Raw genomic sequence first — 24,379 nt, 5'->3', positions numbered from 1 at the left:
GCGCCCAGACGGACGTTCTCCTCGCCGACCTCCCATTCGCGCAGCTCGACGATGCGGTTCAGGTCCAGGAGGTACTCGGGCCGTCGGTGGTCGAAGTTGATCTCGACCATGATGTCGGTGCCACCCGCAATGGGCACAGCGGTGGGGTGCTCGGCCTTCGCGGCGAGCGCCTCCTCCCAGCTGGCGGGGCGAAGGAAGTCCATGAGTGGCTCTCTTCTACTACGTGATTCGGTCGTTCGCAGGGGCCCGGGACGGCCGGTCCCTCGACGGGTTATTCATGTCCTGTTAACGCGGTTGGCCCAAGTACACAAGCCGGGACCCGCCCGGTGCAGTCACCGAAAACATGAAGGAGTTGGCTGGTGGCCACCCACGTCTTGTAGATTCGAACGAAAGGGGGAACTCAGCTACCTCTCCGTTTTCCTCCTGACACCAACGGCACACCCCTCAGACCAGTCCAACGGCAACAACGAGACAGATCGGCGGCGACGAGATGCGGCTGCGCGCACTCCTGGAAACCGATGCGCTGGGACTGCGGCTCCTCGGCGGCGACGACGAGCTGGACCGCACAGTCCGCGGCGTGATGACGACCGACCTACGGGACCCGAGCCGCTACCTCTCGGGCGGTGAGCTGGTCCTCACCGGGCTCGCCTGGCGACGCGACGCCGACGATTCCGAGCCTTTTGTACGTATTCTCGCAAGTGCCGGGGTCGCCGGCCTCGCAGCCGGTGAGGCAGAACTCGGCGACATCCCCGACGACCTCGTTCAGGCGTGCGTACGCCACCGGCTGCCGCTCTTCGCGGTCAACGAGTCCGTCGCTTTCGCAAGCATCACCGAGTACGTGGTGCGGCAGGTGTCCGGCGAGCGGGCCGGGGACCTGGCCGCCGTCGTGGACCGGCACCGGCGGCTGATGACCTCCGGACCGGCGGGCGGCGGGCCCGAGGTGGTCCTCGACCTCCTTGGCTCCGACCTGGACCTTCGGGCCTGGGTCCTCTCCCCCACCGGCCGCCAGATCGCCGGCGCCGGGGAGCCCCTGTCCCCCGCCGTGAGCGCGGCGCTCGCCGGGGACCATCTGGCCGCGACCCGTACGGGCCGGCGCGGTCCGCACCGCGCCAACGCCGCCGGGGCGACCTATTCGCTGTTCCCGATCCGCAACACGGGCCGGGGAGCCGCGCCCGCGGCGCGTGACGTCCGGGAGACCGTCCTGTCCGACTGGCTGCTCGCCGTCGAGGCCGACGCCTCCGACTGGCCCGCCGCCCGGCTGGATCTGCTCCAGGGCGTCACCCAGCTGATCGCGGTCGAACGGGACCGGCGCGAGGCGGCCCGTACGGTGCGCCGCCGGCTCGCCCAGGAAGTCCTCGAACTGGTCCAGACGGGCGCCGCGCCCGCCGAGATCGCCGCCCGGCTGCGGGTCGCCGCGCCCGTGCTGCTCCCGGGCCTCGGCACCGCGCCGCACTGGCAGGTCGTCGTCGCCCGCGTGGAGTGGGAGCAGGAGGGCGGGGCCACCATCGAGGCCGGTCCGGTCGCCCAGTCGCTCCTGGAGGAGATCCTCGTCGACCCGGCGACGGTCGGCTCGGAGTCCGCCGACCGGATCGCGGTCGCCCACACCGGCGACGAGGCGATCGCGCTGGTCCCGCTGCCCTCGACCAGCCTCCCGCCCGCCATCGAGCCCGACACCCCGCTCGACGCCCCGACCGGCTTCGGCACCGACAACGCGGGACTGCACGCCGACGCGCTCCTCGCCGCCGTCCGCGAGCCGCTCTCGGCGGGCCTCGCCGACGACGGACGCCTCACGCTCGGCGTGAGCGCGGCCGTCCATTCGGCGGAAGGCCTGCGCGGCGCCCTGGAGGAGGCCCGGCACGCCCGCCGTGTCGCCGCCGCCCGGCCCGGCAGAGTGTGCGCGGCCGGCCACCACGAGCTGGCCTCGCACGTCCTGCTGCTGCCGTTCGTCCCCGACGACGTGCGCCGGGCCTTCACGGCGCGGCTCCTGGACCCGCTGCGCGACTACGACCGCCGCCACCGCGCCGAGCTCATCCCCACCCTGGAGGCGTTCCTCGACTGCGACGGCTCCTGGACCCGCTGCGCGACCCGGCTGCACCTGCACGTGAACACCCTGCGCTACCGGGTGGGCCGGATCGAGCAGCTCACGGGTCGCGATCTGTCCCGGCTGGAGGACAAGCTGGACTTCTTCCTGGCCCTGCGAATGAGCTGATCCCGAGCGGAGACGGCGGACGGACATGACACGGCAGACGGCTCTCGACGCGACGATGTTCCCCTGGCTCGGCCGGTGGACCGGCACCAAGGGGCTGCGGCTGATGCCCGACGACGCGTACGACGTCTCGCCCGCCGAGGCGACCGTGACCCGGCACGCGGGCGGCCACGCCTACGAGATCGCGTACGCGTGGTCGCACGAGGGCGAGCCCCAAGAGGGCCTGCTGGTCCTGTCCGAGGGCGAGGCACCGGGGGCCATCGAGGCGCTGTGGGTGGACACCTGGCACCAGAAACCGCAGGCGATGCGTCTGACGGGGGTGCTCGACGCGGAGGGCGCCGCCTCCGTGGAGGGGGCGTACGGCACCGAGGCCGGCTGGCGCATCCGGCTCGGCGCCACGCCCGAGGGGCTGCTGCTGGCCATGGACAACCTCATGGAGGGCCTGGATTACCAGGTGGTCGAGGCCTCGTTCGCCCGGTCGGCCGCCGGCTGACCGGCCATCGAACGGTTTTCCGTCAACCGACGATTGTGAATTGATTCACCAGAACCCTTGGCCCGGCGTGCCGATCCATGCTGAGATTCGGTCTGACTCAACAGCACAATGGCGCGCTCGGGGAGGGCAATGTGGCGCATACCGCCATGTCTGGTTCCGGAACCACTGCAGGTGACGATCCCCTCCAGACCGCGGTATGGCGGCTGCGTTCGCGCGGCTGTTGGACCGACGCGGCGGCCCTGCTCGAACGGCACGTGGGCTCTCCCGCCCTCACCCTCCAGCGGGCCTCGCTCCTCGTCGAGCGCTGCCTGTTCACCGGCAAGGGGTGGGCGGACGCCGAGGACGCCCTGCGTACGGCGGAGGCCGAGGCCGGTGACGACGACGAGCGGGGCGCGGCGGCCTGCGAGCGCGGACAGCTCGCGTACTCCTCCACGGTGCTGGGGGTGCGCGACCGCGCCGACGAGGCCCGTGCCGCGCTCGGCCGGGCGGCGGCCCTGCTCGCCCCGGCGGCGCCGGGCCGCCCGCTGCTGGACTTCCGCCGCGGCCTGATCGCCGAACACCTCGCCGACTCGCCGCAGGCCGCCCGCGCCGCCTACCACCGCGCCCACGCGGGCGCCGTCACCCATGGCGACACACTGCTGCTGTCGTTCACCTGGCGGCATCTGGCGGCCCTCGCCCTGCGCGACGGCGAACTCGCCGAAGCACGGCACGGGTTCACGGAGTCGCTGCGCATCCGCGAGGAGCTGGGCTATCTGATCGGCACGGCCCCCGCGCTCGCCGCGCTCGCGGACACCGAGCCGGAGCCGGAGGCGGGCCGGCTGCGGGCCGAGGCTATGCGGCTGTTCCGGCTGCTGGGCGGCGTACCGACCTGGCTGGCCGACCAGTTGACGCCCCCCGCCCCGGCGGTCTGACGACCGGTCGGCCGGTGGCGGGCCCGGCTCGTGAGACCTTCGGCTCGGGCCACCCGCCCCGTGCGCGACGAAAGTTGGCGGACGTCCCGTCCTTCAGGCGGACGGGGGCCGGGTGCCCTGACGCCTAGCGTGATCCCCATGGATGTGCACACGGGGGAACACGCCGACAAGAAGGCGCGGACGAGGACCGTCATGGGCGTCGTGGCGGGAATTCTCGTCGCACTGGCGGGCATTGGGATCGTGTGGTGGCAGGACTGGGGATTCTCCTTCGGCGCCGCCTGGTTCGCGACCAAGCTCGGTGTGAAGGTGGGCGCGCTGGTCGCCGCGGGGGCGTTCGGGGCCTTCGCGTGGTGGCGGGGGCGTCGAGCGCCCCAGGAGACGCCCGGGGAAATGCCCGCATCGGCGCCCGAGGAGGCGCCCACCGCGGCACCCGACGAGACGCCCGCACCGCTGCCCGACGAGACGCCCGCAGCGCCGCCCGCCCCGGCGGCCGCCCCGGCGGCCGAAGAGACGCGCTGAGGCCCGTGGGGCCTGTGTTGCCGACCGCCCGGAAGTGGCCGAATAACGCCGATCGCATGGCGTACGGCGGAGGCCAGGTCATCGCCCGCCACCTACACCGCCGTTACTCCGCCTGTCGTGCCGTCAGGCGGATGAGCGCCTCGTCCGTACCGATGACGACCGATCTGTCCGCGGGCACCGCGAGCGCCCGGACCGACGCCCCTGGGTGAAAGCCCAGGATCTCGCCGGTGCCGTGCCGGTGCAGTTCCACGAGGCCGTCGGCCCAGGCCACCGCCAGCGTCCGCCCGTTGCCCGACAGGGCGACCACCGGGCAGGGGCGCTCGGCGACCGGTGCGCGCTGCGCAGAGCGCCCCGGGGACCAGGCGCGGACCGTGCCGTCGACGCCTCCGCTGCAGACCAGCGGTGCGGGATCGTGGAGCACGGCGAGGGAGGTGACCCGTCCGCGGTGCGGGGCCGCCTGACGCATGCCCGCCAGGCCGAACGCGTGCAGCGAGCCGTGCCGGTCACCGGCCACCACGAGCCCGTCGGTGGCCGCCAGTGCCGTGCCCGGGTGCTTCACCAGTGTCGCGGCGACGGCTTCGGTCAGGGCCGTACGGCCGTGGGTGTGCGGGCTTCCCCGCTCGTCCAGCATCAGCAGCGTGCCGTCGGGGAGGGGCGCGAGTGCCTTGATCCGTACGGGCATGGGAACGGAGCCGGCCGCGGGCACGGCGTCGGCGGGGTCCAGCGAACGGATCGTGCCGCGCTGGTCCGATACGAGCAGATGGCCCGCCCAGCGGCCCGGCCCGTGGGCCAGCGCGGCCACGGGGCCCGGCCAGGGCGGGGTGACGTCTCCGCGCACCCGGGTCCAGTCGACGCGCCAGGGGGCGTCGGCGGCGAGTGCGGTGAGGGCCGGGCGCAGTCGCGGGTCGGCGTCGTCGCCCAGGGCGGCGAGCAGCACGAGGGCCCGCCCGGAGACCGGCTGGTCGCGGATCAGCGACTGGCCGGCCCGGAACCAGGCGGCCCTCAGGCCTCCGTGGCCGTCGTGCGGGTCGCTGTCGTGCGTGTAGGCGGCGGTCACCCGGGCCGGATCCTCGGCGCACACGGCGGCGGGGTCGTCCAGGTCGGGCGGGGTGCGGGGCAGATCCGGCGCCGCCGGGCGCTTCCCGGTGACGATCCGGATGTGGCCCAGGTCCCTCAGCGCGCGGACCAGTTCGGCGATCGCGTCCGGATCGCGGGCGGCGTGCGCGTCCGGCAGGACGACCACCTTTCGGCGCGCGTCCGCGGTCAGGGCGGCGATCAGCTCGCCCGGGGTGCCCGCCACCACTCCGAGCTGGTTCGCGAGGGCCCAGACCGCGCCTCGTACGCTCTGGCCCGCCAGGGGAACGATCGCGTCCGGCAAGGGTCCGCCCTCAGCGGTCCGCGCCCGTGAAGTGCTCCCGCACCAGCGACTGGACGACGGTGAGCTCCTGGGCGATAAGCGCCTCCAGCAGCGCCGAGTGCTCCGCCGCGTCGGCCACCAGATCGGCGCGCCGGGTGACGGGGGCGCTGCTCAGGGGCCACTGGGAGCGGCGGTGGAGGTCGTCCGCGATGGCGACGAGCTGGTCGTTGCCCGCGAGGGAGAGGACGGCGCGGTGGAAGGCCCGGTCGGACTCGGCGTAGCTCGCCCGGTCGCCGGTCGCCGCGGCCGCCGCCGTGGCCTCGGCGAGGGGGCGCAGCTCGGCCCAGCGGGCGGCCGGGACGCTGCGGGCGAGGCGGAGCATCACGGGGACCTCGATGAGGGCGCGGACCTCGGCGAGCTCGGCGAGCTCGCGGGCGCCTCGTTCGACGACGCGGAAGCCACGGTTGGGGACGACCTCGACGGCGCCTTCGAGGGAGAGCTGCTGCATCGCCTCGCGTACGGGGGTGGCGGAGACGCCGAACCGTTCGCCGAGGACCGGTGCGGAGTAGACCTCGCCGGGGACCAGCTCGCCGCTGACGAGGGACGCGCGCAGCGCCTGGAGGATCTGGCCGCGTACGGAGTGGCGCCGGACGGTGGTCCGGGGCGCGGGGGGCTCGCTGTGGGTGTGCTCCCCACGTGCCTGTTCGGGGATGCGTACGCGGTCGGCGGCGGCGTACGACGCGGCGGGGGCCGTTCCCGGGGGCGCGTACGGGTGCGCCGCGGCGGCACCGCGCGCTCGGTCCTGCTCCACTCGGGTCCTCCTCCCGCGTCGTGGCGAGCCCGGCTCGCGTGGCACGGGCGCGCTCTTCACCATAGGCGGACGGAACGACAAAAGGGGGTCCGGGGGTGTCCCCCTCCGGACGGAGGGGCAAACATCGATCGCATCGGGTAAGGTAAGGCTAACCTGTTAACGATCGCGATTCGGTGGTCCCCTCCATGACCGTCCCCGCCGTGCTGCCCGCTGCCCCGCCCGCCCTCACCTCACCCGTCGCGGACGCCTACGCGCGCCTGACCGAGGTGTTCCCCACTCTGCTCGTCCAGGAACTCGCGGACGGCGCGGGCTCCCCACAGGACGGCGGATGGGTCGGCGCGGCGGAGCTCTCGGCGGGCGGGGCGGACCTGGACGCGTTCCTCGCGTGGGACAACGCGCAGGTGCTGCGTGACTACGGACAGCAGGCCCGGCCCGATGTCGTCGCCAGTTTCGGCCTGCACCGCTACGCCTGGCCCGCCTGCCTGCTGATCACGGTCCCCTGGTTCCTGCACCGCCGTGTCCCCCGGCTGCCCGTGGAGGACGTGGCCCTCCAGCGCGCGCTCGGCCGGATGACCGTCCGCGTCCGCGGTTTCGCCTGCCTCCCCTCGGACCCCGCGGCCGCCCTGCCCGGCGCCCGCGTCGTCCCCGACGAGGAGGCGCTGCTCGCGGAGGTCCGGGACGCGGTCGCCGAGCACATGGGACCGGTGCTCGACGGATTCGGCCCGCGTATGCGGCGCGGCAAGCGGGCGCTGTGGGGCATGGTCACCGACGAGGTCGTCGAAGGCCTCTGGTACATCGCGCACCTGCTCGGCGAGGAGTCGCGCGCGATGGCGGAACTCGAGGCCCTGCTGCCCGGCACCACGAAGCCGTACGTCGGCACGGCCGGCTTCCGTGAGCTGGCCGGTCCGCGCGGCGAATCGCTGCCCACCCGTGACCGGGCGAGCTGCTGCCTGTTCTACACACTGCGACCCGAGGACACCTGCGTGACGTGTCCGCGCACCTGCGACGCGGACCGGGTCCGCAAGCTGAGCGCCACCGCCTGATCCGGTGACGTATCCGGGTTCACAGGCCCCGTAAATCGAACTCAACTCCCGGCATTCACGCGGAGGTTCGACCAGAACGCACCTATCCGCGTGCCCTCGCACCCCCTTGGCGTCCACTTGCCACGAAACCCCGTGACCGCTGTGGGACTTCGGCCAATATGGCGGCCGACCCCACCGCGATGCAGATGCAAGGGACCCCGCAATGAGACTGACCGAGATATCGATCAACTGGCTGCTTCCGGGCGGCGTGATGCTCGCGGGGGTCGTGGCGGCGGTTGCGGTGCTCGCGCGCGGCAAGCGCGCCGGTGACAAGATCGCGGCCGACGACTCCTGGGAGCGCAGCGAGGAGCGGCGCAGACGCAAGGAGGCGGTCTACGGAACGGCCTCGTACGTACTCCTCTTCTGCTGTGCCGCGGTCGCCGCGGCCCTCTCCTTCCACGGTCTGGTCGGATTCGGCCGGCAGAACCTGAGCCTGACCGGCGGCTGGGAGTACCTGGTCCCGTTCGGCCTCGACGGCGCCGCCATGTTCTGCTCGGTGCTCGCGGTGCGCGAGGCCAGCCACGGCGACGCGGCACTCGGCTCCCGGCTGCTGGTGTGGACGTTCGCGGGCGCCGCCGCCTGGTTCAACTGGGTCCACGCGCCACGCGGTATCGACCACGCGGGCGCTCCGCAGTTCTTCGCGGGCATGTCGCTGTCGGCCGCGGTGCTCTTCGACCGCGCGCTGAAGCAGACCCGCAGGGCGGCACTGCGCGAACAGGGGCTGGTGCCCCGCCCGCTGCCGCAGATCCGGGTCGTACGGTGGCTACGGGCGCCCCGCGAGACGTTCGGCGCCTGGTCGCTGATGCTGCTCGAAGGCGTACGGACGCTGGACGAGGCGGTCGAGGAGGTCCGCGAGGACCGGCGCCAGAAGCAGCAGACCCGGTTGCGCAGGCGCGATCAGGAGAAGCTGGAACGGGCGCACCTGCGGGCGCTCAACCGGCAGCACCGGGCCTGGGGACGGGCCCGCGGCGGCCGGCAGGTCGACATCACCACCGTGAGCGGCACCGTGACCGGTTCGACGGGCGGCGCGGCGGGCCCCGGGCCGGTAGCGGAGCCCGCCATATCCGAGCCCGGACAGCTGCCGCCCCGCTCCCGGCCCTCCCTCCAGGCCGTCAAGGGCACTGAGCCCATCACCGTGGACCTGACCGCGGAGGACGACACCCAGACACTGCCGCGACTCGACTCGCTGGAGCAGAAGCTCAAGCACCTCGAGCAGCAGTTCGGCTGAAGACGGCGGGCAGGCGCCTGATCACGCCTGCCCGCCGTCCAGTTCGAACCAGACCACCTTTCCGGCCTCCTGCGCCCGTACGCCCCAGGCGTCCGCGAGGCTCTGCACCAGGACCAGCCCGCGCCCGTGCGTACAGTCGTCCGAGGCGTCCGGCTCCGGTTTGCGCGGCTCGGGAACCCCCGGCGTGAAGTCCCGCACCTCGACCCGCAGTCGCGCGGGCGCCACCGTCGCCGTCACCACCGCCCCGTCGTCGGTATGGAGCAGCGCGTTCGTCACCAGCTCGCTCACCAGCAGCTCCGCCACATCGGCCGAGCCCGGGGCGCCCCACTGCCTCACTAAGTCGCGCACGGCACGCCGCACTTCCGGTACCGCTGTGAGATCCGCGCGCCGCACGCTGTGGCGCAGCCGTCCGGAGCCGGACCTGTCCTGACGTCTCGTCATCATCCCCCACCGCACGTCGGAACGGTCCTTCCTCGTCGCTGCCGCACTGCTCGAACAAGCACTCCCAAAATGCATGCCCCGCCCCCGTGTCGCCACGCATCCCGATTTACGCGGCGTTACGGACGCGGCACGTTCCGCAGGTTCGACCGTGCCATCTGGAGCATCCTGCCGACCCCGCCGTCGAGCACCATCTTGCTGGCGGACAGCGCGAAGCCGGTCACCATCTCGGCCTTGATCTTCGGCGGGATGGAAAGCGCGTTCGGATCGGTGACCACGTCCACCAGGGCCGGTCCCCGGTGCTTGAAGGCGTCCTTGAGCGCGCCCGCGAGATGCTTCGGCTTCTCCACGCGCACCCCGTACGCGCCGGCCGCACGGGCGATCGCCGCGAAGTCGGTGTTCTGGTTGCCGGTCCCGTACGACGGCAGGCCCGAGACCAGCATCTCCAGCTCGACCATGCCGAGCGAGGAGTTGTTGAAGAGGACGACCTTCACCGGCAGGTCGTACTGGACGAGGGTGAGGAAGTCGCCCATCAGCATGGCGAACCCGCCGTCGCCCGACATCGACACCACCTGGCGCTTCCGGTCGGTGAACTGGGCCCCGATGGCCTGCGGCAGGGCGTTCGCCATCGAGCCGTGACTGAAGGAGCCGATGATCCGGCGTCTGCCGTTGGGGGTGATGTACCGGGCCGCCCACACGTTGCACATGCCCGTGTCGACCGTGAAGACGGCGTCGCCGTCGGCGACTTCGTCGAGGACGGACGCCACGTACTCGGGATGGATCGGTACGTGCTTCTCGACCTTGCGGGTATAGGCCTTGACCACGCCCTCCAGCGCGTCCGCGTGCTTCTTCAGCATCTTGTCGAGGAAGCGCCGGTCGGTCTTGGCCCGCACGCGCGGGGTGAGGCAGCGCAACGTCTCGCGTACGTCGCCCCAGACGGCGAGGTCCAGCTTCGAGCGGCGGCCGAGGTGTTCGGGCCGGACGTCGACCTGGGCGATCCTGACGCCGGATTCGGTGTCCGGGAGGAAGGCGTTGTACGGGAAGTCCGTGCCGAGCAGGATGAGCAGATCGCAGGCGTGCGTGGCTTCGTACGCGGCGCCGTAGCCGAGCAGTCCGCTCATGCCGACGTCGAACGGATTGTCGTACTGAATCCACTCCTTGCCACGGAGCGCATGCCCGACGGGTGACTTGACGCGCTCCGCGAACTGCATGACCTCGGGGTGCGCGCCGGCCGTGCCGCTGCCGCAGAAGAGGGTGACCTTGTCGGCCTCGTCGACCATCCGGACGAGGGCGTCGATCTCCGCGTCGCCGGGGCGGACCGTGGGACGGGCCGTCACGAGGGCGTGCTCGATGGACTTGTCGGGGGCCTGCTGGGAAGCGACGTCGCCGGGCAGGGCGACGACGCTGACGCCGCCGCGGCCGATCGCCCGCTGGACGGCGGTCTGGAGCAGCCGTGGCATCTGCTGGGGATTGGAGATCAGCTCGCTGTAGTGACTGCACTCGCGGAACAGCTGGTCGGGATGGGTCTCCTGGAAGTAGGAGAGACCGATCTCGGAGGACGGGATGTGCGAGGCGAGGGCGAGCACCGGGGCCATGGAGCGGTGGGCGTCGTAGAGGCCGTTGATGAGGTGGAGGTTGCCGGGGCCGCAGGAGCCGGCGCAGGCCGCGAGCTTTCCCGTGAGCTGCGCCTCGGCGCCCGCGGCGAAGGCGGCGGCCTCCTCGTGCCGGACCTGGATCCAGTCGATGGCGGCGTTGCGGCGGATGGCGTCGACGACGGGGTTGAGGCTGTCGCCGACGACTCCGTAGAGCCGTCGCACCCCCGCCCGGACGAGGATGTCGACGAACTGTTCTGCGACGTTCTGCTTGGCCATGGCTCCATCTATCCACGAGCCCGGCGGATACGCCTGTGGGGTTAGGCCCTGTCATTCAGATCCGGCCGGGCTCGCGTGCCCTGGTGCCGCGCCTCGCCGCGTTGTCGTCGGTCGCCATGGCTCCTCCCCCGTAGCCCTTCGGGCACGGGGGTACCCCCAGCCTCCCTCCTCCGCCTTGCGATCCGTCCCCTAGGCCCTGCGGGCCTGGGGAGACCCCATGCACCGGACCCCGCTCCCTGATCCGGCCCGATCCGAAAGACAGGCCCTACGCCTCCCAGACGGCGCAGGCCGTACGGTCGTCGGCGTACCCCTTCACCCTGAGCTGGGTGTCCGCGAGATAGGCGGCGAGGCCCGGCGGCCGTCGGCCCGCCCAGCGGCCGGCGAGCTCGTCGGCGAACTCGGACTCGCCCCGCATCGGTTCGGCGAGACCGGCGCTGCACAGCAGGAGGGTGTCACCCGGACGGGCCACGGAGGCGCGGAAGCGGAAGGGCTCGGCGGGTGGCGGGACGGGCGGTTCGACGTACGGCGACGGCGGTGTCGTGATCCCCAGGCCCATGGTGAGCCGGTCGCCCTCGGGGGCCTCCGGGGGCGGCGAGCCGTAGCCCACGACGGGTCCGCCCGCCGCCGCGTCCGGTACGACCGGCTCGATGTCCTGCCAGGCGCCCTCGCGCAGCCGGAAGAGCCCGCCCCCGCCGACGCCGAAGAACACCCGGGTGCGGCAGGCGGGGTCGGCCGACAGGAGCAGGCACCGCAGGCTCGCCGTGTACTCCTCGGGCGGTACGCCGAGCTCGGCGGCGCGGGCGCGGAGCTTGCCGAACGCGCGGTCGGTGAGCCGGTGCAGCCCGGACTTGAGGTCTCCGCGCCGCCCCGCCCGGATGTCGTCGGCGAGCCGGGCGTGGCTGCGGCCGACCGCCCCGCCGATCCAGCGGGTCGCGTCGGCGGACGCGAGATGGGCCCCGTCGGTGGCGCGCGCCCCGGTGGCCACGGCGACCAGCACGAGCGCGCCGTCCCCCGTCCCGAACCGGGCCGTGAGCAGCGCGTCCCTGCGCGGCTCTCCCCGGTACCGGGCGGAATCCCCGCGCACGGACGCGGCCCGCAGGGTGTACGCGCCGTACCTGGCGCCGTCGAGCACGGTGTCGGGGACCGCCTCGTCCAGCTCCTCCGGGTGAGCCGCGGGCAGGGCGGTCGGCTCGGCCTCGTAGGTGGGCGGCCGGTCGCCGACGTGCCCGGGGCCGGGGCGCTCGGCGGACCGTGGCGGGGCGGCCGGAGCGGGCGGCGGGGTCTGCGGCAGGGGCGGGACGGCCGGGCGTGCGGGGGCGGCGCCGGGAGGCTGCGCCTGACGGGGGACGGTCGGCGGCTCCCAGGGTGCGGCGCGGTCCTGGCGCGGGCCCGGGTCCCACCAGGCGCGGGGGCGGTCCTCGGGCGGCGCGGGGCGCGCGGACGCGGGGTCCGCGATGCCCACCGTGTCGACCGCGGAGTCGAAGCGGTCGTCGAGGGTGTCGCCCGACGCCGGGGACGGCCCGGTGTCGGGTGCGGACTCGTCGTAGAGCCTCTTCCACCAGTCGTCGTCGGCGGTGGCGGGCTTCTCCCCCTGCTGACTCATGCCCCTATTGTCCACCGCACGGGCCGTACGAAAACGACGCAACCGGAAAAAATCAGCAAGAGTCCGCCGGGCGGCCCAACCCCCCACGGGAAGGACGCCCGGCGGACGTTCGAGTGGTCAGCGCACGTCGTACGCGCGTTCCACTGTCTGTGTGACGGAGTTGCCGTTCGCGTCGGTCAACTCGGTCTTGAGGGTGACCGGTTCGCCACTGTGGCCGGTGTGGTCCACGGTCGCCGTCCAGACGCCGCCCTGCCGGCCGGTCCTCGCCCCGGTCCAGGTGGCGCCGCCGTCGTACGAGTACGACAGCTCCGCCGAGACGAGCCGTGCCGGGGTGTACCCCGCGTGTCCCGACACATCGAGCGTCAGCTTCTGGCCGTCCGCCGCCGGGAGGGTCTTGAGCCCGTCCTCCGGGAGGCCGATCACCGGAAAGAGGAGCGGGATGCCTTGAGAATACGCGCTTTCGTCGCGTGCGGAACGGAATGTCCACACGGTGGACAGGTCCGTCGAGCGCTTCCACACGGCGGCGGGCGATCCGATCTTCATTGTCCGCAGCGTGAGTTCGTACGCCGCGTCCTCCGCCGGCACCTCGAACACCCCGAACGGGTAGGCGCTGCGCCCGATCTCCTCGCCGTCCCGGCTCAGCGTCAGACTGCCGATGTCGCCGAACGACCCGGCCTCGCCCGCGTGTTCGCTGTCGCCCCAGAAGGCGGTCGCGACGCCGATCAGATTGTCCTGCCGCTCGGCGACGAGGACCGGCTTGCCCGAGGCGTCACGCGGGGCGGTCGGTGCGACCACGCCGCCGTACCAGGACTCGGTGCGCCGCTCGCCGTTCTCGTACGTGTGCGGGGCGCCGAGCATGAACTCGCCCCACGGGAAGCTGCTGGAGACGGCCCGGTCGAAGGCGGTGCCGTCGGCGGAGTGGTACTCGGTACGCCTGCCCGGGGCGGGGACCAGGTCGGCGAAGGAGCCGAGGAAGATCCGCTGCCCGGTGCCGGGGCGCCGCGCGGAGGCGCTGTCGACGTAGTCGCCGCCGACTCCCATCGCGCGGTAGGTGGCCTCGGTGGCGCCGAGCTTCGCGTCGCGCACCCGGTACGTACGCGCGGAGGTGACCGGGCCGTCCTCGGGGAAGGCCAGGTCGTAGACGTACGGGCTCTTCGCGGTGGCCTGCCAGCGCAGGCCGACCGGTCCCGTGGCGAGCAGGGTGATGAGCTGCGCGGCTTCGTCGGCGGGCACCGCGAGTGCGGGCAGCGGGGCGCCGAGGAAGCCCGCGGACGGGTACCAGCGGCCGGGCGCGGCCCGGTGGGCGACGATCGCGAGGGCGCCCACGGCCTTGGCTGCCCGCGCCTGCTCGTCGACGGCCGTGCTGTCGTCGGGGACGCGTACGAGCGCGATACGGCCCTTCGCGCCGGCCGCCGCCAGTTCCCCGGCCGTGCCGGAGCCCGCGTCGACGAGCTGCGCCGAGCCGGTGCCGTCGAGGTTGGCCGAGCCGACGCCGGCGGTCACGGGGTGCAGCACGGGGCCGCCGGTCACGGCGAGTTCGGTGATCTGGGGCGCGTACCGGCGCCAGTAGCTGCCGAACTCGAAGTCGCCGTCGTGGGCGCGGCCGTCGACGGAGGCGTAGTAGGCACCGGTCCGGCGGCCTCCGGTGATCGTGCCCGCGTGCAGCCAGGTGTCGTCCCAGGAACGGGCGAAGGCGAGGGTGGCGCCGCGGGTTTCGCTCGGCCGGTCGGTCGCCACCTGGAGGCGGTGGGCCTTGCGGGCGTCGAGGACGACCGTGGTGTCGTCCGTGAGTTCCAGCTGCGGACGGCCGAGATAGGCGACCGTGTCCTGGCCGGTCACGAAGGAGGAGAGGACGTACGAACCGGGCCGCAGCCGGTAGACCTGTTCCGGGGCGCCTTCGTTGAAGCGGCGCTCTCCGGTGGCGGTGTCGGTGCCGATGACATCGAGCGAGGACGCGCCGTCGGCGGGCTTTCCGGTGCGGTCGACGAGCTTGACGCGCAGGGTGACGGTCCGCGGCTCGACGTACAGGGCGAACGGGGTGGAGACGGTGGTGCCGTGAGCCCTCGCGAGGACGCGGCCTGTGATGTCGCCGTACTGGGCACGGTCGAGCCGGGCGGACGGGTCGAGGACGAGCGGGACCTCGACGGTCTTCCCGGCCGGGACGGTGACGGATCGCTGACCGAGGCGGGCGACGGCCGACCGGACGCGCGAGCCGTCGTTCCCGGTGACCTTCTCGACGGCGAGGTCCAGTGTCACCGGCCTTTCGCCGTGGTTGGTGTACGGCAGCTCGACGGTGGTGCGGTCACCGCTGTGCTGCGGCCAGGTGAAGGTGCCGCCCTGGACGGCGGGCGCGCCGGTGACCGTCGTGCCGACGGCGGCCTTCACGTCGAGCCGTCCGGCGCCGGTCTCGCGTACGTCGCCGGGGATGTCCGCGTACGAGGACGACACGAGCGCGGCCTTGAGCTGCCGCGCGGTCCAGTCCGGGTGGCGCTGCTTGAGGATGGCGGCGGCGCCAGCGACATGCGGGGTGGCCATCGACGTACCGGACATGGCCTGGTACGCGTAGACGCCGCGGCCGCCCGCCGCGGCGGCGGAGATGGCGACTCCGGGCGCGGCGATCTCGGGCTTGAGGGTGTGCGAGACGATCGCGGGGCCGCGGCTGGAGAAGCTCGCGGTGGTGTCGTCGCGGTCGGTGGCACCGACGGTGAGGACGCTGGGCGCGCAGCCGGGCGAGGAGACGGTGTTCAGGGCGGGTCCGGCGTTCCCGGCGGCGACGACGAACAAGGTGCCCTCGTTCCGGGCGAGTTGTTCGGCGGCAACGCTCATCGGGTCGGTGCAGTCGGTGGGCAGGGAGCTGCCGAGGCTCATGGAGACGACGTCGGCCTCGTTGTCGACGGCCCACTGCATGCCGGCGATGATCCAGGAGGCGGCGCCGGAGCCGGAGTCGTTCAGCACCTTGCCGTTGAGCAGCTGCGCGCCGGGCGCGACGCCCTTCATCCTGCCGCCGCTCGCGGCGCCGGAGCCGCCGACGGTGGAGATGGTGTGGGTGCCGTGGCCGGTGCGGTCGCCGGTGCCGTCCGCGTCGGTGAAGTTCCGCTGTTCGGTGATCCGGCCCTTGAGATCGGGGTGTTCCGCGTCGGCGCCGGTGTCGAGGACGGCGACCCTGGTGCCCTTGCCGTCGAGTCCTGCGGCCCAGGCGGCCGGGGCGTTGACCTGCTTCGTCGACCGGTCGAGGGTGGCCTGGACCTTGCGGTCGAGCCAGAGCTTCGTGAGCCCGGCGGCGGCGCGGGAGCGCGGGGCGGTGACATCGGCCCAGAAACCGGCGGCCTGCTTCTTGTCGGCCTGGAGGGCGACCCCGCGGACCGACTCCAGGACGAGGGAGCGCCGGGCGCCGCGCGGGACGGCCGGGGCGGTGCGGGCGACGTCGGTGCCGTAGACGGCGATCAGCGGCAGGGAGGTGGTGTGCGCGTCGTCGTAGCCCTGCCGGATCAGCCCGGTGACGTTGAACAGCTCCTCGTCGACCCGGCCCGCGGCGAGCGCGCCCGTCGCGCCCTCGGGGTAGACGTACAGGTCCTTGCCCGACTGGCGGGTCTGGAGGAGGGGCACGGTGCCGTCCTCGCGGGGCAGTGCGGCGGCGGCCGGGCTCGCCGTGCCGGCGCCGCGCACCAATACCCGGTCGCCGGTGACGAGGGTGACGGTGACGGCGTCGGCGGCTCTCGCGGTGGCGGCCGCGCTTCCGGTGATCGGTCTGCTGCCGGCCGGGTCGTCCTGCGGCCTGGCGGCCACGGACGGCGCGACCGCGGTGGCGGCCAGGACGGCGGCGGTCGCCGCCCCCAGGGCCGTACGCGATATCGGGCGCATCGCTCTCCCCAGTTCATGTCCGGAACACCGGAACGAGGGCATGCAAAAGCCCGGTGTCCGGAGGCTGTTGGTGCTGCGGTGGCGCAACACTGGCAGAGGGGTGAGCGGTACAGGGATGATGCGAGCGGCGGGTTTACGCCGTGGCCGATTCCCGCCACGACCACCGGGGAGGAATCAGGTGCTGGGAGCGATCGGGCTCGACGCGAGACAGGAGTCGGCGTACCGCGCGCTGGTGGCGCTCGGGGCGGCGGAGGTCACCGACCTGGCGGACCGGCTCGCGCTGCCCGAGCCGGACACCGAGAGCGCGCTGCGCCGGCTCGAGCGGCACGGTCTGGCCGCGCAGTCGTCCGGCGGGGCCGGCCGCTGGGTGGCGGCGCCGCCGGCGGTCGCGCTGGGCGCGCTGCTCACCCAGCAGCGCCACGAGCTGGAGCAGGCCGAACTGGCGGCGGCGCTGCTGGCGGAGGAGTACCGCGCGGAGGCCGCGGACGCCCTGGAGCCCGCCGTGCACGACCTGGTGGAGGTCGTGACGGGCGCGAGCGCGGTGGCGCACCGTTTTCTCCAGCTCCAGCTGGGCGCGACGGAGGAGGTGTGCGCCCTGGTGACCGGTAATCCGGTGGTGGTGACCGGCTCGGACAACGAGGCGGAGGAGCGGGCGTCGGGCCGTGGAGTCGCATACCGGGTCGTCGTCGAACGCGAGGTGCTGCTGCTCCCCTCCGGAATCACCGAGCTCTCGGCGGCCCTCGGCCGCGACGAGCGCGTCCGGGTCGTCGACCGCGTCCCCACCAAACTCGTCGTCGCGGACCGCGCCCTGGCGATGGTCCCCCTGACCGGCCGCGGATCCGAGCCCGCGGCGCTCGTCGTCCACGCGAGCGGACTGCTGGAGTCCCTGATGGGCCTGTTCGAGGCGGTGTGGCGGGACGCCCTGCCCCTGCGCCTCGGCGCGGCGGGCTCGGTGACCGAGCACGGGACACCGGGTCCGGACGCCACCGACCTGGAGATCCTGTCACTGCTCCTGGCCGGCATGACGGACGCGAGCGTCGCGAAGCAGCTGGAACTGGGCCTGCGGACGGTGCAGCGGCGGGTGAAGGGGCTGATGGAGCTGACGGGCGTGACGACGCGGTTGCAGCTGGGCTGGCACGCGTACGAGAAGGGCTGGGTGGCCCGGGACCACCGGGCGTGAGGCCAGGCCCCTCGGACGCACTACGGCGTCACCGCCGCCCCGTCGCCCGAGGCGGGCTGAGGGGGCGGCGCCCGCCGCCGGCCCCGTCGGCGTGTGAGGCGCGGGGTCCGGGGCAGCGGCCCGGCGAGGGTGCGGGCGCGGAGCCCCCGCGCACAGGGCCCCGTGGTGGCGACCTGCGGGCGTCCGTGCGGTCCTGCACCCTTGGCAGATGGGCGCATGGCAGCTCCTCCTGGCCGGCACGGTGATGCTGCTGGGCCTCTGCGGCGTGCTGGTCCCCGGCGTCCCCGGCACCTGGCTCGTCTGGTCCGGAGTGCTGTGGTGGGCCGTGCAGGCGAGGACGGCCCTCGCCTGGTGGCTGCTGGTCGGGTCCACCGCGGTGTTGCTCGTCAACCAGGCGGTCGTGTGGCAGCTGGGCCCACGCCGGATGCGCGGCGTGGGCATCACCCCGCGCATGGCGGCCTTCGCGGGCCTGGGCGCGCTCGTCGGCTTCGCGCTGCTGCCGGTGGTGGGCGCGGTCGTGGGCTTCGTCGGCGGTGTCTACGGCTGCGAGCGACTGCGGCTCGGCGGGCACGGTGAGGCGGTGACCTCGACCCGGACGGTGATGCGGGCGGCGGGGACGAGCGTGCTCGTGGAGCTGTTCGGCTGTCTGCTGGTGGTCGGGGCGTGGCTGGGCGCCGTGGTCTGGGGCTGAGCCACTCCGCCCGGTATCCGGCGGCGTCCGTTCAGCCGTTCAGCCGAAACACACCGCCGGCGTACGAGGACGCCGGGAGGGAGTCGTCCGTGTCGCCCTGCGGAAGGGCGAAGAGCGCGGCGCCCGCCCGGACCTGCCCGTCCAGCCGGTCGCGGCGAACGAGCCGGCGGCGCGCAGGCTGCGGCCACGGGAACGCTAGGGGGTGTCCTCCAGGTAGCGCATCGCGTACGAACGCCAGGGCCGCCGGGCCTCGTCGCCCGGCCCGTCCTCCGGGGTGAGGGCCACGTCCGGGTCCCCCAGGGCCCGCATCCGGATCAGTCCGGCGTCCCGCGGAGACACTCCGGGCACGGCGAGCAGCGCACGCTCCGCCTCGTCCCGGTCGGCGCCCGGGTCGAGCCGTACGTCGCCGTCGGCGAGCGCGGTCGCGAGCGGGCCCGCGACGGGGTGGCCGGTCAGGACGGCCGGTTCGGGGAAGAGGTGGGTGAGGCCGCCGCACGCCCGGTCCAGGACCTTCCCGTACGTCTCGACCAGCCGCCCGGCCTCCTCCCGTCCGACGACCGTCCGCACCGCGAACTCCTCGGGCTCGGCCGCGCCCGGCGAGCGCAGCCCGGGGCGGGCGGCGACGAGCGGGGCGAGCACGGGGTCGGTGGAGAGCCGTTCCTCGACGGCGTACGGATCGGCGTCCAGGTCGAAGAGGCGCCGCAGCCGCTGGACGGCCGTGGTGAGGTCACGCAGGTCGGTCAGCTGGATCCGCGCCTCCAGCCACGGCCCGGCCGAGCGCTCGTCGACGGCGACGATGCCGGAGCCGTACGGCAGCCGCAGGGTGCGGCGGTACGTGCGGGCGCCGGGCGCGCCGACGACCTCCTCGATGCGGTCGATGGCCTCGCTCTGGAGCAGGTCGAAGACCTCGCGGGCGGCGTACGCCCCACGGTGGGCGAGCCGCAGCGGAATCCCGGAGGCGTTCGCGGCCTCCTTGGATCCCGTCTCGGCGCGCAGCGCCGTCGGCGTACGGGCGTAGATCTGCCGGATCGTGTCGTTGAACTGGCGCACGCTCGCGAATCCGGCCGCGAACGCGATCTCCGTGACCGGCAGCCCGGTCGTCTGCAACAGCACCCGCGCGGTGTGCGCCCGCTGGGCCCGCGCCAGCGCGACGGGCCCGGCGCCGAGCTCAGCGTTGAGCTGCCGCTGCACCTGCCGGGCGCTGTACCCGAGCCGCCCGGCGAGCCCGGGTACGCCTTCCCGGTCGACGACCCCGTCACCGATCATCCGCATCGCCCGCCCCACGACGTCGGCCCGTACGTTCCACTCCGCCGACCCCGGCACGGCGTCCGGCCTGCACCGGCGGCAGGCCCGGAACCCGTGCCCCTGCGCGGCCGCGGCGGTCGGGAAGAACCGTACGTTCTTGCGCTTCGGGGTGACGGCAGGGCAGCTGGGGCGGCAGTAGATACCGGTTGTCGCTACGCCGAAGAAGAACTCTCCGTCGAAGCGCGCGTCCCGGCTGGTGACCGCTTCGTACCTGGTGTCCTCGTCCCTCACCTGTCCAGTGTCCGCCACGGGATCGCCACGCCCTGGCGGTTTTCGGACATGACGCTCCCCGGCGCTGCGGGCGCCACCGCGAGTGGCCGCGCATCCCGGGTCGTGGTGGCCCGCGTGTGGGTGGCGATCATCGTCACCGGCCCCGACACGTAACCGTGCCGGCACTCGCCGAGTGCCGGCACGAGGAAAGGACACACCTTGACGGACGACCTCTTGCACGCCTGGGCACGCGTCGAGACCTGGCTTCGGGAGCACCGGTGCACCAGTGCCCTCTCCGCGCTGCGTCCGCCTGCCGACGAGGAGGTTGTCCGGTCCCTCCAGAACGCCATCCCGTACCCGCTCCATCCGCATCTCGTGCAGTGGCTCGGAATCCACGGCGGCGTCCCCGTTCAGGCCGCCCCCATCTGGCCGGGCGGCTATGTCCCGTACGGCGTCGAGGCGCTCAAGGGCGGGCCGGAGTACATGGAGGAGATGCTCGAAGAGTTCGTCGAGCAGCGTGACGAGAATCCCGAGTACTGGATTCTGGATCCGTGGGCGGATCCGTTGTGGCTCCCCATCGCCGGTACGAACACGGGGGAGAGCCTCCTCATCGACCACCGGCCCGGCGACACCTACGGAAGCGTCATCGAGATCGACCACGAGAGCAACGAGGTCACCGCGGTCCGCTGGAAGAGTCTGGGGGAGATGATCAGGCTGATGGCCGAGTCCCTGGAGTCCGGATCCCCCATGCCGTACTCGCGCGAGTACGCGCTTGTTCCTCACCTGGACGAAGGCCCACCCAGGTACCTCGACTGGAAGTTGGAGAAGGTCCTGGACCAGGTGGCGTTCGGCCCCGGGTGCGGTTGCGTCCCGGGGCCCTGCCGGTGTGTCAGTCGAAGATGACCGACCGCACCTTCAGCCGCTCCGACGCACCGCCGGTGAACGGCCGGAGGCGGAAGTACTCACCCTCGCAGTTGGTGCCGGTGAAGACCGTCGCCCAGGCGTTCGTGCGGTTCTTCGGCGAATGGCCGGGCTCGGGGTTCTCCTGACCGACACCGGGGAGATTCCGGCACTCGCCGCTGGGCGGGTCGTTGAGGAAGCCGGTCGCCTCATAGCCCTCGACGGTCACGTACTCGTAGCGGAACTGCCCTGACGCGGCAGAAGCGGAAGCAGGGACGGCGGCGACGAGCAGGGCGGCGCCGAGGACGGCGGTGAAGGCGGAGCGAAGACGCATCAATGGGTCTTTCTGCTGGTGGGAATGTTGCCGCAGCCACAACTGCCCATTCGGCGGGCCCGCATCCACGCGTCACACGTACGAATGACGAGGAAACGACCCTGCACTCCCCCGAACGGTGCCACGTCCCCGTGGCCCGTCGGGGGACCGTGAACCCGTTCGGGTCGTCGGGGCAACAACGGGTGCAAGCAGCGCGCGGTCGCGCTCGCCCATCCGATACGGAGACCTCACGTGACTGACCTATGGGAAGGCGCCGAGAACAGCGATGCCGCGGTCGTCGTACGGTCCCTGCAGCACCCGGAACTCTTCGCCGAGCTGTACAACCGGTACGCCGCGAACGTCCACCGCTACTGCCGCCGCAGGCTGGGGGACGGGGTCGCCGACGACGTCACGGCGGAGACCTTCCTGACCGCCTTCAGGACTCGCCGGCGGTTCGACACCGACCGGGCGAGCGCCCTGCCCTGGCTGTGCGGCATCGCCGCCGACCTCATCGACCGGCAGCGCCGCACCGAGGTCGGGCATCTGCAGGCCCTCGTGCACACGGGCCACGACCCGGTCGCGGCGTCCTGGGCGGCCGGGGCCGGCGACCGGCCCGCGGGCCAGGCGTTGCGGGATTCGCTGGCGGCGGCCCTCGCCCGGCTCTCCTCGGGAGACCGCAATGTTCTCCTGCTCGCGGTCTGGGAGGGCTTCGGCCACGAGGACATCGGCGAGGCGCTCGGCATTCCCGTCGAGGCGGCCCGCTCCCGGCTCGACAGGGCGCGCCGCGAGGTGAGGGCCGCCCTGGGCGACACCGACCCCACCCTGGTGACGAAGGCGCTGAAGGACTTCCGCGCGGACGCGCCGCGGCCGGACCGCGCCCGGCTCGCCCCCGGCCGTCAACGGCTCCTCGATCTGGCCGCGGCCCGGGGTCCGCGCGGGATGTTCCGCCGGAGCTGACTGCCCGTCCGTGCGTCCACCGTCACCCCGCCCGTGAAGCAGCGCGAGCACACGCGTGACTGCCACGGGTACGACTTCACTCGTCCACCGGAGGAAGCAGCTCATGGAATCCCCAGCCCGCCGGCCACGGCTCGTGGTGATCGTCGCCCAGGGAATCTCCGACGACTCGCGGTTACGGAAGACCGCCGTCGCGGCCGCGCGTGACGGCTGGGACGTCACCCTGATCGGCAGGAGCGACACCCAGCGCGTGCAGCGCTCCACGATGGGCCCGATCGACGTGATCCGGGTTCCCGTGGGTTCCGACTACCTCCGTGCGGTGAACGTGCGCAAGGCGCATCGGCTGCGTGCCGCCGCCACCCAGTTCCGTCTCCCGGACCAGGCCGCGCTGAATCGCCACCGCGCGGCCTACCGTGCCTGGGTGCGTCAGAAGTCCGCCGAGGCCGGCTGGTCCGGCGGACCACGTCGTACGTCGCTGAAGGCGCTGCTGCGTGCCCGTCGCGCGGTGCACCGGCTGCGGGTCCGCGCCTTCAAGTGGGAGCAGCGGCGCCGTCCGAAGGATCCGGCGCCGGTGCGTGACTGGCGTCGTGACCGGCCGCAGGTGGTCGATCTCGACCTGGCCTTCGGCCCGGTGATCGAGAAGATCAGGCCGGACGTCATCCACGCCGGTGACGTCACCGTGATCGTGACCGCCGCGCGCAGCGCCGCACGGCTGCGGGCGGCCGGGCACCGCTGTGCCTGGGTGTACGACGCGCACGAGTACGTCAAGGGCGTGGAGTGGCCGGACAAGCGGCAGGCTTACGCCCTTCCGGCGATCGAGGCCGAGTTCATCGGCCGCGCGGACGCGGTCGTCACGGTGTCCACGCGGATGGCCGAGCTGCTGAAGAACGACCACCAGCTGTCCGAGCTGCCGCTCGTCGTGGGCGATTCGCCGGTCCACGAGGCCGTCATGGACCCGTCCGGGGAGGCGCGGAGCGGCAAGCTGGTCCAGCTGTACCGCGAGCTGTCGAAGAAGACCCCGCCCGGCCCCCGGCCCGAGGTGTCCTGGACCGTCCGGGAGACCCCCGGCGCGGTCCGCGAGGTCGCGATCACGACCGCCGACGGCCGGCCCGGCTGGAGGAAGCTCGGCGACACCACGGTCAGGCTCGGCCTCGGCCCGGCCAATCACGCCGGCCAGGCTGCCGCGTACGCACAGGCCATCACGCGCCTGGACCCCGACGTCTCCGTCGAGGTCGTGATGAATCAACGCGTCGGGTCCACGTTCGACTACCCGGCCGACGTCTACGTCGACGTGACCCGTTTGGGCGATCTGGACGTCCAGCTCGCGCAGGCCGGGCGGATCGTCGGACGCTACACACACCTGCTCGTCGACGCCTTCATGCCGGTCTTCGGCCACCTCAACGGCACGTCCGTCCAGGGCGACCTGGCCGCGCTCGGCCAGGCCGGGATCAAGGTCGGTCTGCTCGCGCACGGCAGCGAGATCCGGCACCCCGGCAACCACATGCGGCGGCACGCCTGTTCGCTCTTCCACGACGCGCCCGAGGGCATCGTGGAGATCCTCCGGGCGAAGGCCGAGCTGAACAAACGGATCGCCGACGAGGCCGGTCTGCCGCTCTTCGTCACCACGCCGGACCTGCTCGACGACCTGCCGACGGCCATGTGGGCTCCGCTCGTCGTGGACGTGAGGTCCTGGGCGAGCGAGCACCCGGTCATGGAGCGCGAGCGGCCCGTCGTGCTGCACGCCCCGTCGAAGCGCTGGACCAAGGGCACGGACCGGATCGTGCCGGTCCTCACCGAGCTGCACGACAAGGGCGTCATCGAGTTCAGGCTCGCCGAGGGCATCCCGTGGACGGAGATGCGCGAGCTGGTGCGGAGCTGCGACCTGGTGCTTGACCAGTTCACCACCGGAAGCTACGGCACCTTCGCCGTCGAGGCGATGGCGGCCGGCCGGCCCGTGATCGGCTACATCAGCGACGAGGTCAAGGCGGTCACCGAGGGCGCGCTGCCCATCGTCAACGCCACCCCGGACACACTGCGCACGGTGATCGAGTCGCTCCTCGACGACCGCGCGGCGACGGCCCGCGTCGGCCACGCCTCGGTCGGATTCGCCCGCACCCACCACGACGGAACCCGGACCGCCCAGGTCATCAAGGCCTTCCTCGGCGGCGAGAACCGCCACTAGGACCGTCGAACGGTGCGTCAAAACGGCGCAAGCGCAGGCAGTGGCGCGGTCTCGTCAACCGCTACGACGAGACCGCCACCATCTGCCCAGCTCGCCGCCCTCCACATCGCGGGCGCCTTCATCCGGTCCGCGAGGCGATCCGGAAGACACGACCTGAGCAGGCTCGGCGAAGTCCGGTGCGGTACGGCAGCGCCCCGAAGGGGCGGGGGGAACTGCGCGACCAGCCACGACGCACCCGCGGGGATCGCACCGGACTGCCGGCGG

20 protein-coding genes are annotated in these 24,379 nt (G+C 73.1%); 11 read left to right on the top strand and 9 right to left on the bottom strand.

Going from position 1 to position 24,379, the window contains the following annotated elements; all coding sequences use genetic code 11:
* The coding region (locus ABT342_RS25785) for an FAD binding domain-containing protein (RefSeq protein WP_351578380.1) at nucleotides 1-203 on the bottom strand (203 nt) is incomplete at its 3' end.
* Between the two features lie 287 nt (nucleotides 204-490).
* On the opposite strand from ABT342_RS25785, the gene ABT342_RS25780 reads away from it, so the two are divergent.
* The 4 genes from ABT342_RS25780 to ABT342_RS25765 all read left to right on the top strand — a co-directional run bounded on the left by ABT342_RS25780 (nucleotide 491) and on the right by ABT342_RS25765 (nucleotide 4,129).
* Nucleotides 491-2,209, top strand: coding sequence for a PucR family transcriptional regulator (locus ABT342_RS25780; RefSeq protein ID WP_351578377.1), 1,719 nt, complete (start codon nucleotides 491-493; stop codon nucleotides 2,207-2,209).
* Between the two features lie 25 nt (nucleotides 2,210-2,234).
* Nucleotides 2,235-2,699 (top strand): hypothetical protein, encoded by a 465-nt coding sequence (locus tag ABT342_RS25775; RefSeq protein WP_351578374.1) that lies wholly within the window; start codon nucleotides 2,235-2,237, stop codon nucleotides 2,697-2,699.
* Between the two features lie 146 nt (nucleotides 2,700-2,845).
* The gene (locus ABT342_RS25770) at nucleotides 2,846-3,610 is read left to right on the top strand and encodes a hypothetical protein (protein WP_351578372.1); all 765 of its coding nucleotides are present in this window, start codon (nucleotides 2,846-2,848) and stop codon (nucleotides 3,608-3,610) included.
* A gap of 138 nt (nucleotides 3,611-3,748) precedes the next feature.
* A complete protein-coding gene (locus ABT342_RS25765; RefSeq protein WP_351578370.1) occupies nucleotides 3,749-4,129 on the top strand; it encodes a hypothetical protein in 381 nt (126 codons plus the stop codon).
* A 103-nt stretch (nucleotides 4,130-4,232) separates the two neighbouring features.
* Here the strand turns inward: ABT342_RS25765 and ABT342_RS25760 are convergent, their stop codons facing one another.
* Both ABT342_RS25760 and ABT342_RS25755 read right to left on the bottom strand, forming a co-directional pair.
* Nucleotides 4,233-5,507 carry a WD40 repeat domain-containing protein gene (locus ABT342_RS25760; RefSeq protein WP_351578367.1) on the bottom strand — a complete coding sequence of 425 codons (1,275 nt, stop codon included), beginning with the start codon at nucleotides 5,505-5,507 and terminating at the stop codon, nucleotides 4,233-4,235.
* 10 nt (nucleotides 5,508-5,517) lie between these two features.
* A complete protein-coding gene (locus tag ABT342_RS25755; protein ID WP_351578365.1) occupies nucleotides 5,518-6,297 on the bottom strand; it encodes a GntR family transcriptional regulator in 780 nt (259 codons plus the stop codon).
* 185 nt (nucleotides 6,298-6,482) lie between these two features.
* On the opposite strand from ABT342_RS25755, the gene ABT342_RS25750 reads away from it, so the two are divergent.
* Entirely contained in the window at nucleotides 6,483-7,340 is an 858-nt protein-coding gene (locus ABT342_RS25750; protein WP_351578362.1) for a (2Fe-2S)-binding protein, read from the top strand.
* 202 nt (nucleotides 7,341-7,542) lie between these two features.
* Nucleotides 7,543-8,607, top strand: a complete 1,065-nt coding sequence (locus ABT342_RS25745; protein ID WP_351578359.1) for a DUF2637 domain-containing protein — start codon at nucleotides 7,543-7,545, stop codon at nucleotides 8,605-8,607.
* A gap of 21 nt (nucleotides 8,608-8,628) precedes the next feature.
* On the opposite strand, the gene ABT342_RS25740 is transcribed toward ABT342_RS25745, so the two are convergent.
* The 4 genes from ABT342_RS25740 to ABT342_RS25725 all read right to left on the bottom strand — a co-directional run bounded on the left by ABT342_RS25740 (nucleotide 8,629) and on the right by ABT342_RS25725 (nucleotide 16,380).
* On the bottom strand, nucleotides 8,629-9,051 hold the full coding sequence (locus ABT342_RS25740) for an ATP-binding protein (protein WP_502965614.1): 423 nt from the start codon (nucleotides 9,049-9,051) through the stop codon (nucleotides 8,629-8,631).
* A gap of 113 nt (nucleotides 9,052-9,164) precedes the next feature.
* Complete coding sequence (locus ABT342_RS25735; RefSeq protein WP_351578357.1) at nucleotides 9,165-10,916, bottom strand: pyruvate dehydrogenase; 1,752 nt, start codon at nucleotides 10,914-10,916, stop codon at nucleotides 9,165-9,167.
* Nucleotides 10,917-11,181: 265 nt separating this feature from the next.
* Nucleotides 11,182-12,519, bottom strand: a complete 1,338-nt coding sequence (locus tag ABT342_RS25730) for a protein phosphatase 2C domain-containing protein (RefSeq protein ID WP_351578355.1) — start codon at nucleotides 12,517-12,519, stop codon at nucleotides 11,182-11,184.
* Nucleotides 12,520-12,636: 117 nt separating this feature from the next.
* The gene (locus ABT342_RS25725) at nucleotides 12,637-16,380 is read right to left on the bottom strand and encodes a S8 family peptidase (RefSeq protein ID WP_351578352.1); all 3,744 of its coding nucleotides are present in this window, start codon (nucleotides 16,378-16,380) and stop codon (nucleotides 12,637-12,639) included.
* A gap of 178 nt (nucleotides 16,381-16,558) precedes the next feature.
* Here ABT342_RS25725 and ABT342_RS25720 point away from each other — a divergent pair, with 178 nt between their 5' ends.
* Both ABT342_RS25720 and ABT342_RS25715 read left to right on the top strand, forming a co-directional pair.
* Nucleotides 16,559-17,560 (top strand): helix-turn-helix domain-containing protein, encoded by a 1,002-nt coding sequence (locus tag ABT342_RS25720; RefSeq protein WP_351578349.1) that lies wholly within the window; start codon nucleotides 16,559-16,561, stop codon nucleotides 17,558-17,560.
* Nucleotides 17,561-17,768: 208 nt separating this feature from the next.
* On the top strand, nucleotides 17,769-18,251 hold the full coding sequence (locus tag ABT342_RS25715) for a DUF456 domain-containing protein (RefSeq protein ID WP_351578346.1): 483 nt from the start codon (nucleotides 17,769-17,771) through the stop codon (nucleotides 18,249-18,251).
* Between the two features lie 195 nt (nucleotides 18,252-18,446).
* On the opposite strand, the gene ABT342_RS25710 is transcribed toward ABT342_RS25715, so the two are convergent.
* A complete protein-coding gene (locus tag ABT342_RS25710; RefSeq protein WP_351578343.1) occupies nucleotides 18,447-19,787 on the bottom strand; it encodes a DNA-3-methyladenine glycosylase 2 family protein in 1,341 nt (446 codons plus the stop codon).
* Between the two features lie 198 nt (nucleotides 19,788-19,985).
* Here ABT342_RS25710 and ABT342_RS25705 point away from each other — a divergent pair, with 198 nt between their 5' ends.
* A complete protein-coding gene (locus ABT342_RS25705; RefSeq protein ID WP_351578340.1) occupies nucleotides 19,986-20,669 on the top strand; it encodes an SMI1/KNR4 family protein in 684 nt (227 codons plus the stop codon).
* On the opposite strand, the gene ABT342_RS25700 is transcribed toward ABT342_RS25705, so the two are convergent.
* Nucleotides 20,656-21,000 carry a hypothetical protein gene (locus ABT342_RS25700; RefSeq protein WP_351578337.1) on the bottom strand — a complete coding sequence of 115 codons (345 nt, stop codon included), beginning with the start codon at nucleotides 20,998-21,000 and terminating at the stop codon, nucleotides 20,656-20,658. The two genes, ABT342_RS25705 and ABT342_RS25700, sit on opposite strands and share 14 nt — an antisense overlap.
* A 231-nt stretch (nucleotides 21,001-21,231) precedes the next feature.
* Here ABT342_RS25700 and ABT342_RS25695 point away from each other — a divergent pair, with 231 nt between their 5' ends.
* Entirely contained in the window at nucleotides 21,232-21,936 is a 705-nt protein-coding gene (locus tag ABT342_RS25695) for an RNA polymerase sigma factor (RefSeq protein WP_351578334.1), read from the top strand.
* Between the two features lie 103 nt (nucleotides 21,937-22,039).
* Nucleotides 22,040-24,115 (top strand): glycosyltransferase, encoded by a 2,076-nt coding sequence (locus tag ABT342_RS25690; protein WP_351578331.1) that lies wholly within the window; start codon nucleotides 22,040-22,042, stop codon nucleotides 24,113-24,115.
* Nucleotides 24,116-24,379 lie beyond the last annotated feature (264 nt).

The organism is Streptomyces sp. NPDC000410, assembly GCF_040300305.1.
GTDB lineage: Bacteria > Actinomycetota > Actinomycetes > Streptomycetales > Streptomycetaceae > Streptomyces.
This window is presented reverse-complemented; position numbering and strand designations above follow the sequence as displayed.

What these genes read in the sequence shown, in the direction of transcription:
- ABT342_RS25780 (WP_351578377.1), top strand. Translation starts at nt 491, where the DNA reads ATGCGGCTGCGCGCACTCCTGGAAACCGATGCGCTGGGACTGCGGCTC.
- ABT342_RS25775 (WP_351578374.1), top strand. Translation starts at nt 2,235, where the DNA reads ATGACACGGCAGACGGCTCTCGACGCGACGATGTTCCCCTGGCTCGGC.
- ABT342_RS25770 (WP_351578372.1), top strand. Translation starts at nt 2,846, where the DNA reads ATGTCTGGTTCCGGAACCACTGCAGGTGACGATCCCCTCCAGACCGCG.
- ABT342_RS25765 (WP_351578370.1), top strand. Translation starts at nt 3,749, where the DNA reads ATGGATGTGCACACGGGGGAACACGCCGACAAGAAGGCGCGGACGAGG.
- ABT342_RS25750 (WP_351578362.1), top strand. Translation starts at nt 6,483, where the DNA reads ATGACCGTCCCCGCCGTGCTGCCCGCTGCCCCGCCCGCCCTCACCTCA.
- ABT342_RS25745 (WP_351578359.1), top strand. Translation starts at nt 7,543, where the DNA reads ATGAGACTGACCGAGATATCGATCAACTGGCTGCTTCCGGGCGGCGTG.
- ABT342_RS25740 (WP_502965614.1), bottom strand. Translation starts at nt 9,051, where the DNA reads ATGATGACGAGACGTCAGGACAGGTCCGGCTCCGGACGGCTGCGCCAC.
- ABT342_RS25735 (WP_351578357.1), bottom strand. Translation starts at nt 10,916, where the DNA reads ATGGCCAAGCAGAACGTCGCAGAACAGTTCGTCGACATCCTCGTCCGG.
- ABT342_RS25730 (WP_351578355.1), bottom strand. Translation starts at nt 12,519, where the DNA reads ATGAGTCAGCAGGGGGAGAAGCCCGCCACCGCCGACGACGACTGGTGG.
- ABT342_RS25725 (WP_351578352.1), bottom strand. Translation starts at nt 16,380, where the DNA reads ATGCGCCCGATATCGCGTACGGCCCTGGGGGCGGCGACCGCCGCCGTC.
- ABT342_RS25715 (WP_351578346.1), top strand. Translation starts at nt 17,769, where the DNA reads ATGGGCGCATGGCAGCTCCTCCTGGCCGGCACGGTGATGCTGCTGGGC.
- ABT342_RS25700 (WP_351578337.1), bottom strand. Translation starts at nt 21,000, where the DNA reads ATGCGTCTTCGCTCCGCCTTCACCGCCGTCCTCGGCGCCGCCCTGCTC.
- ABT342_RS25690 (WP_351578331.1), top strand. Translation starts at nt 22,040, where the DNA reads ATGGAATCCCCAGCCCGCCGGCCACGGCTCGTGGTGATCGTCGCCCAG.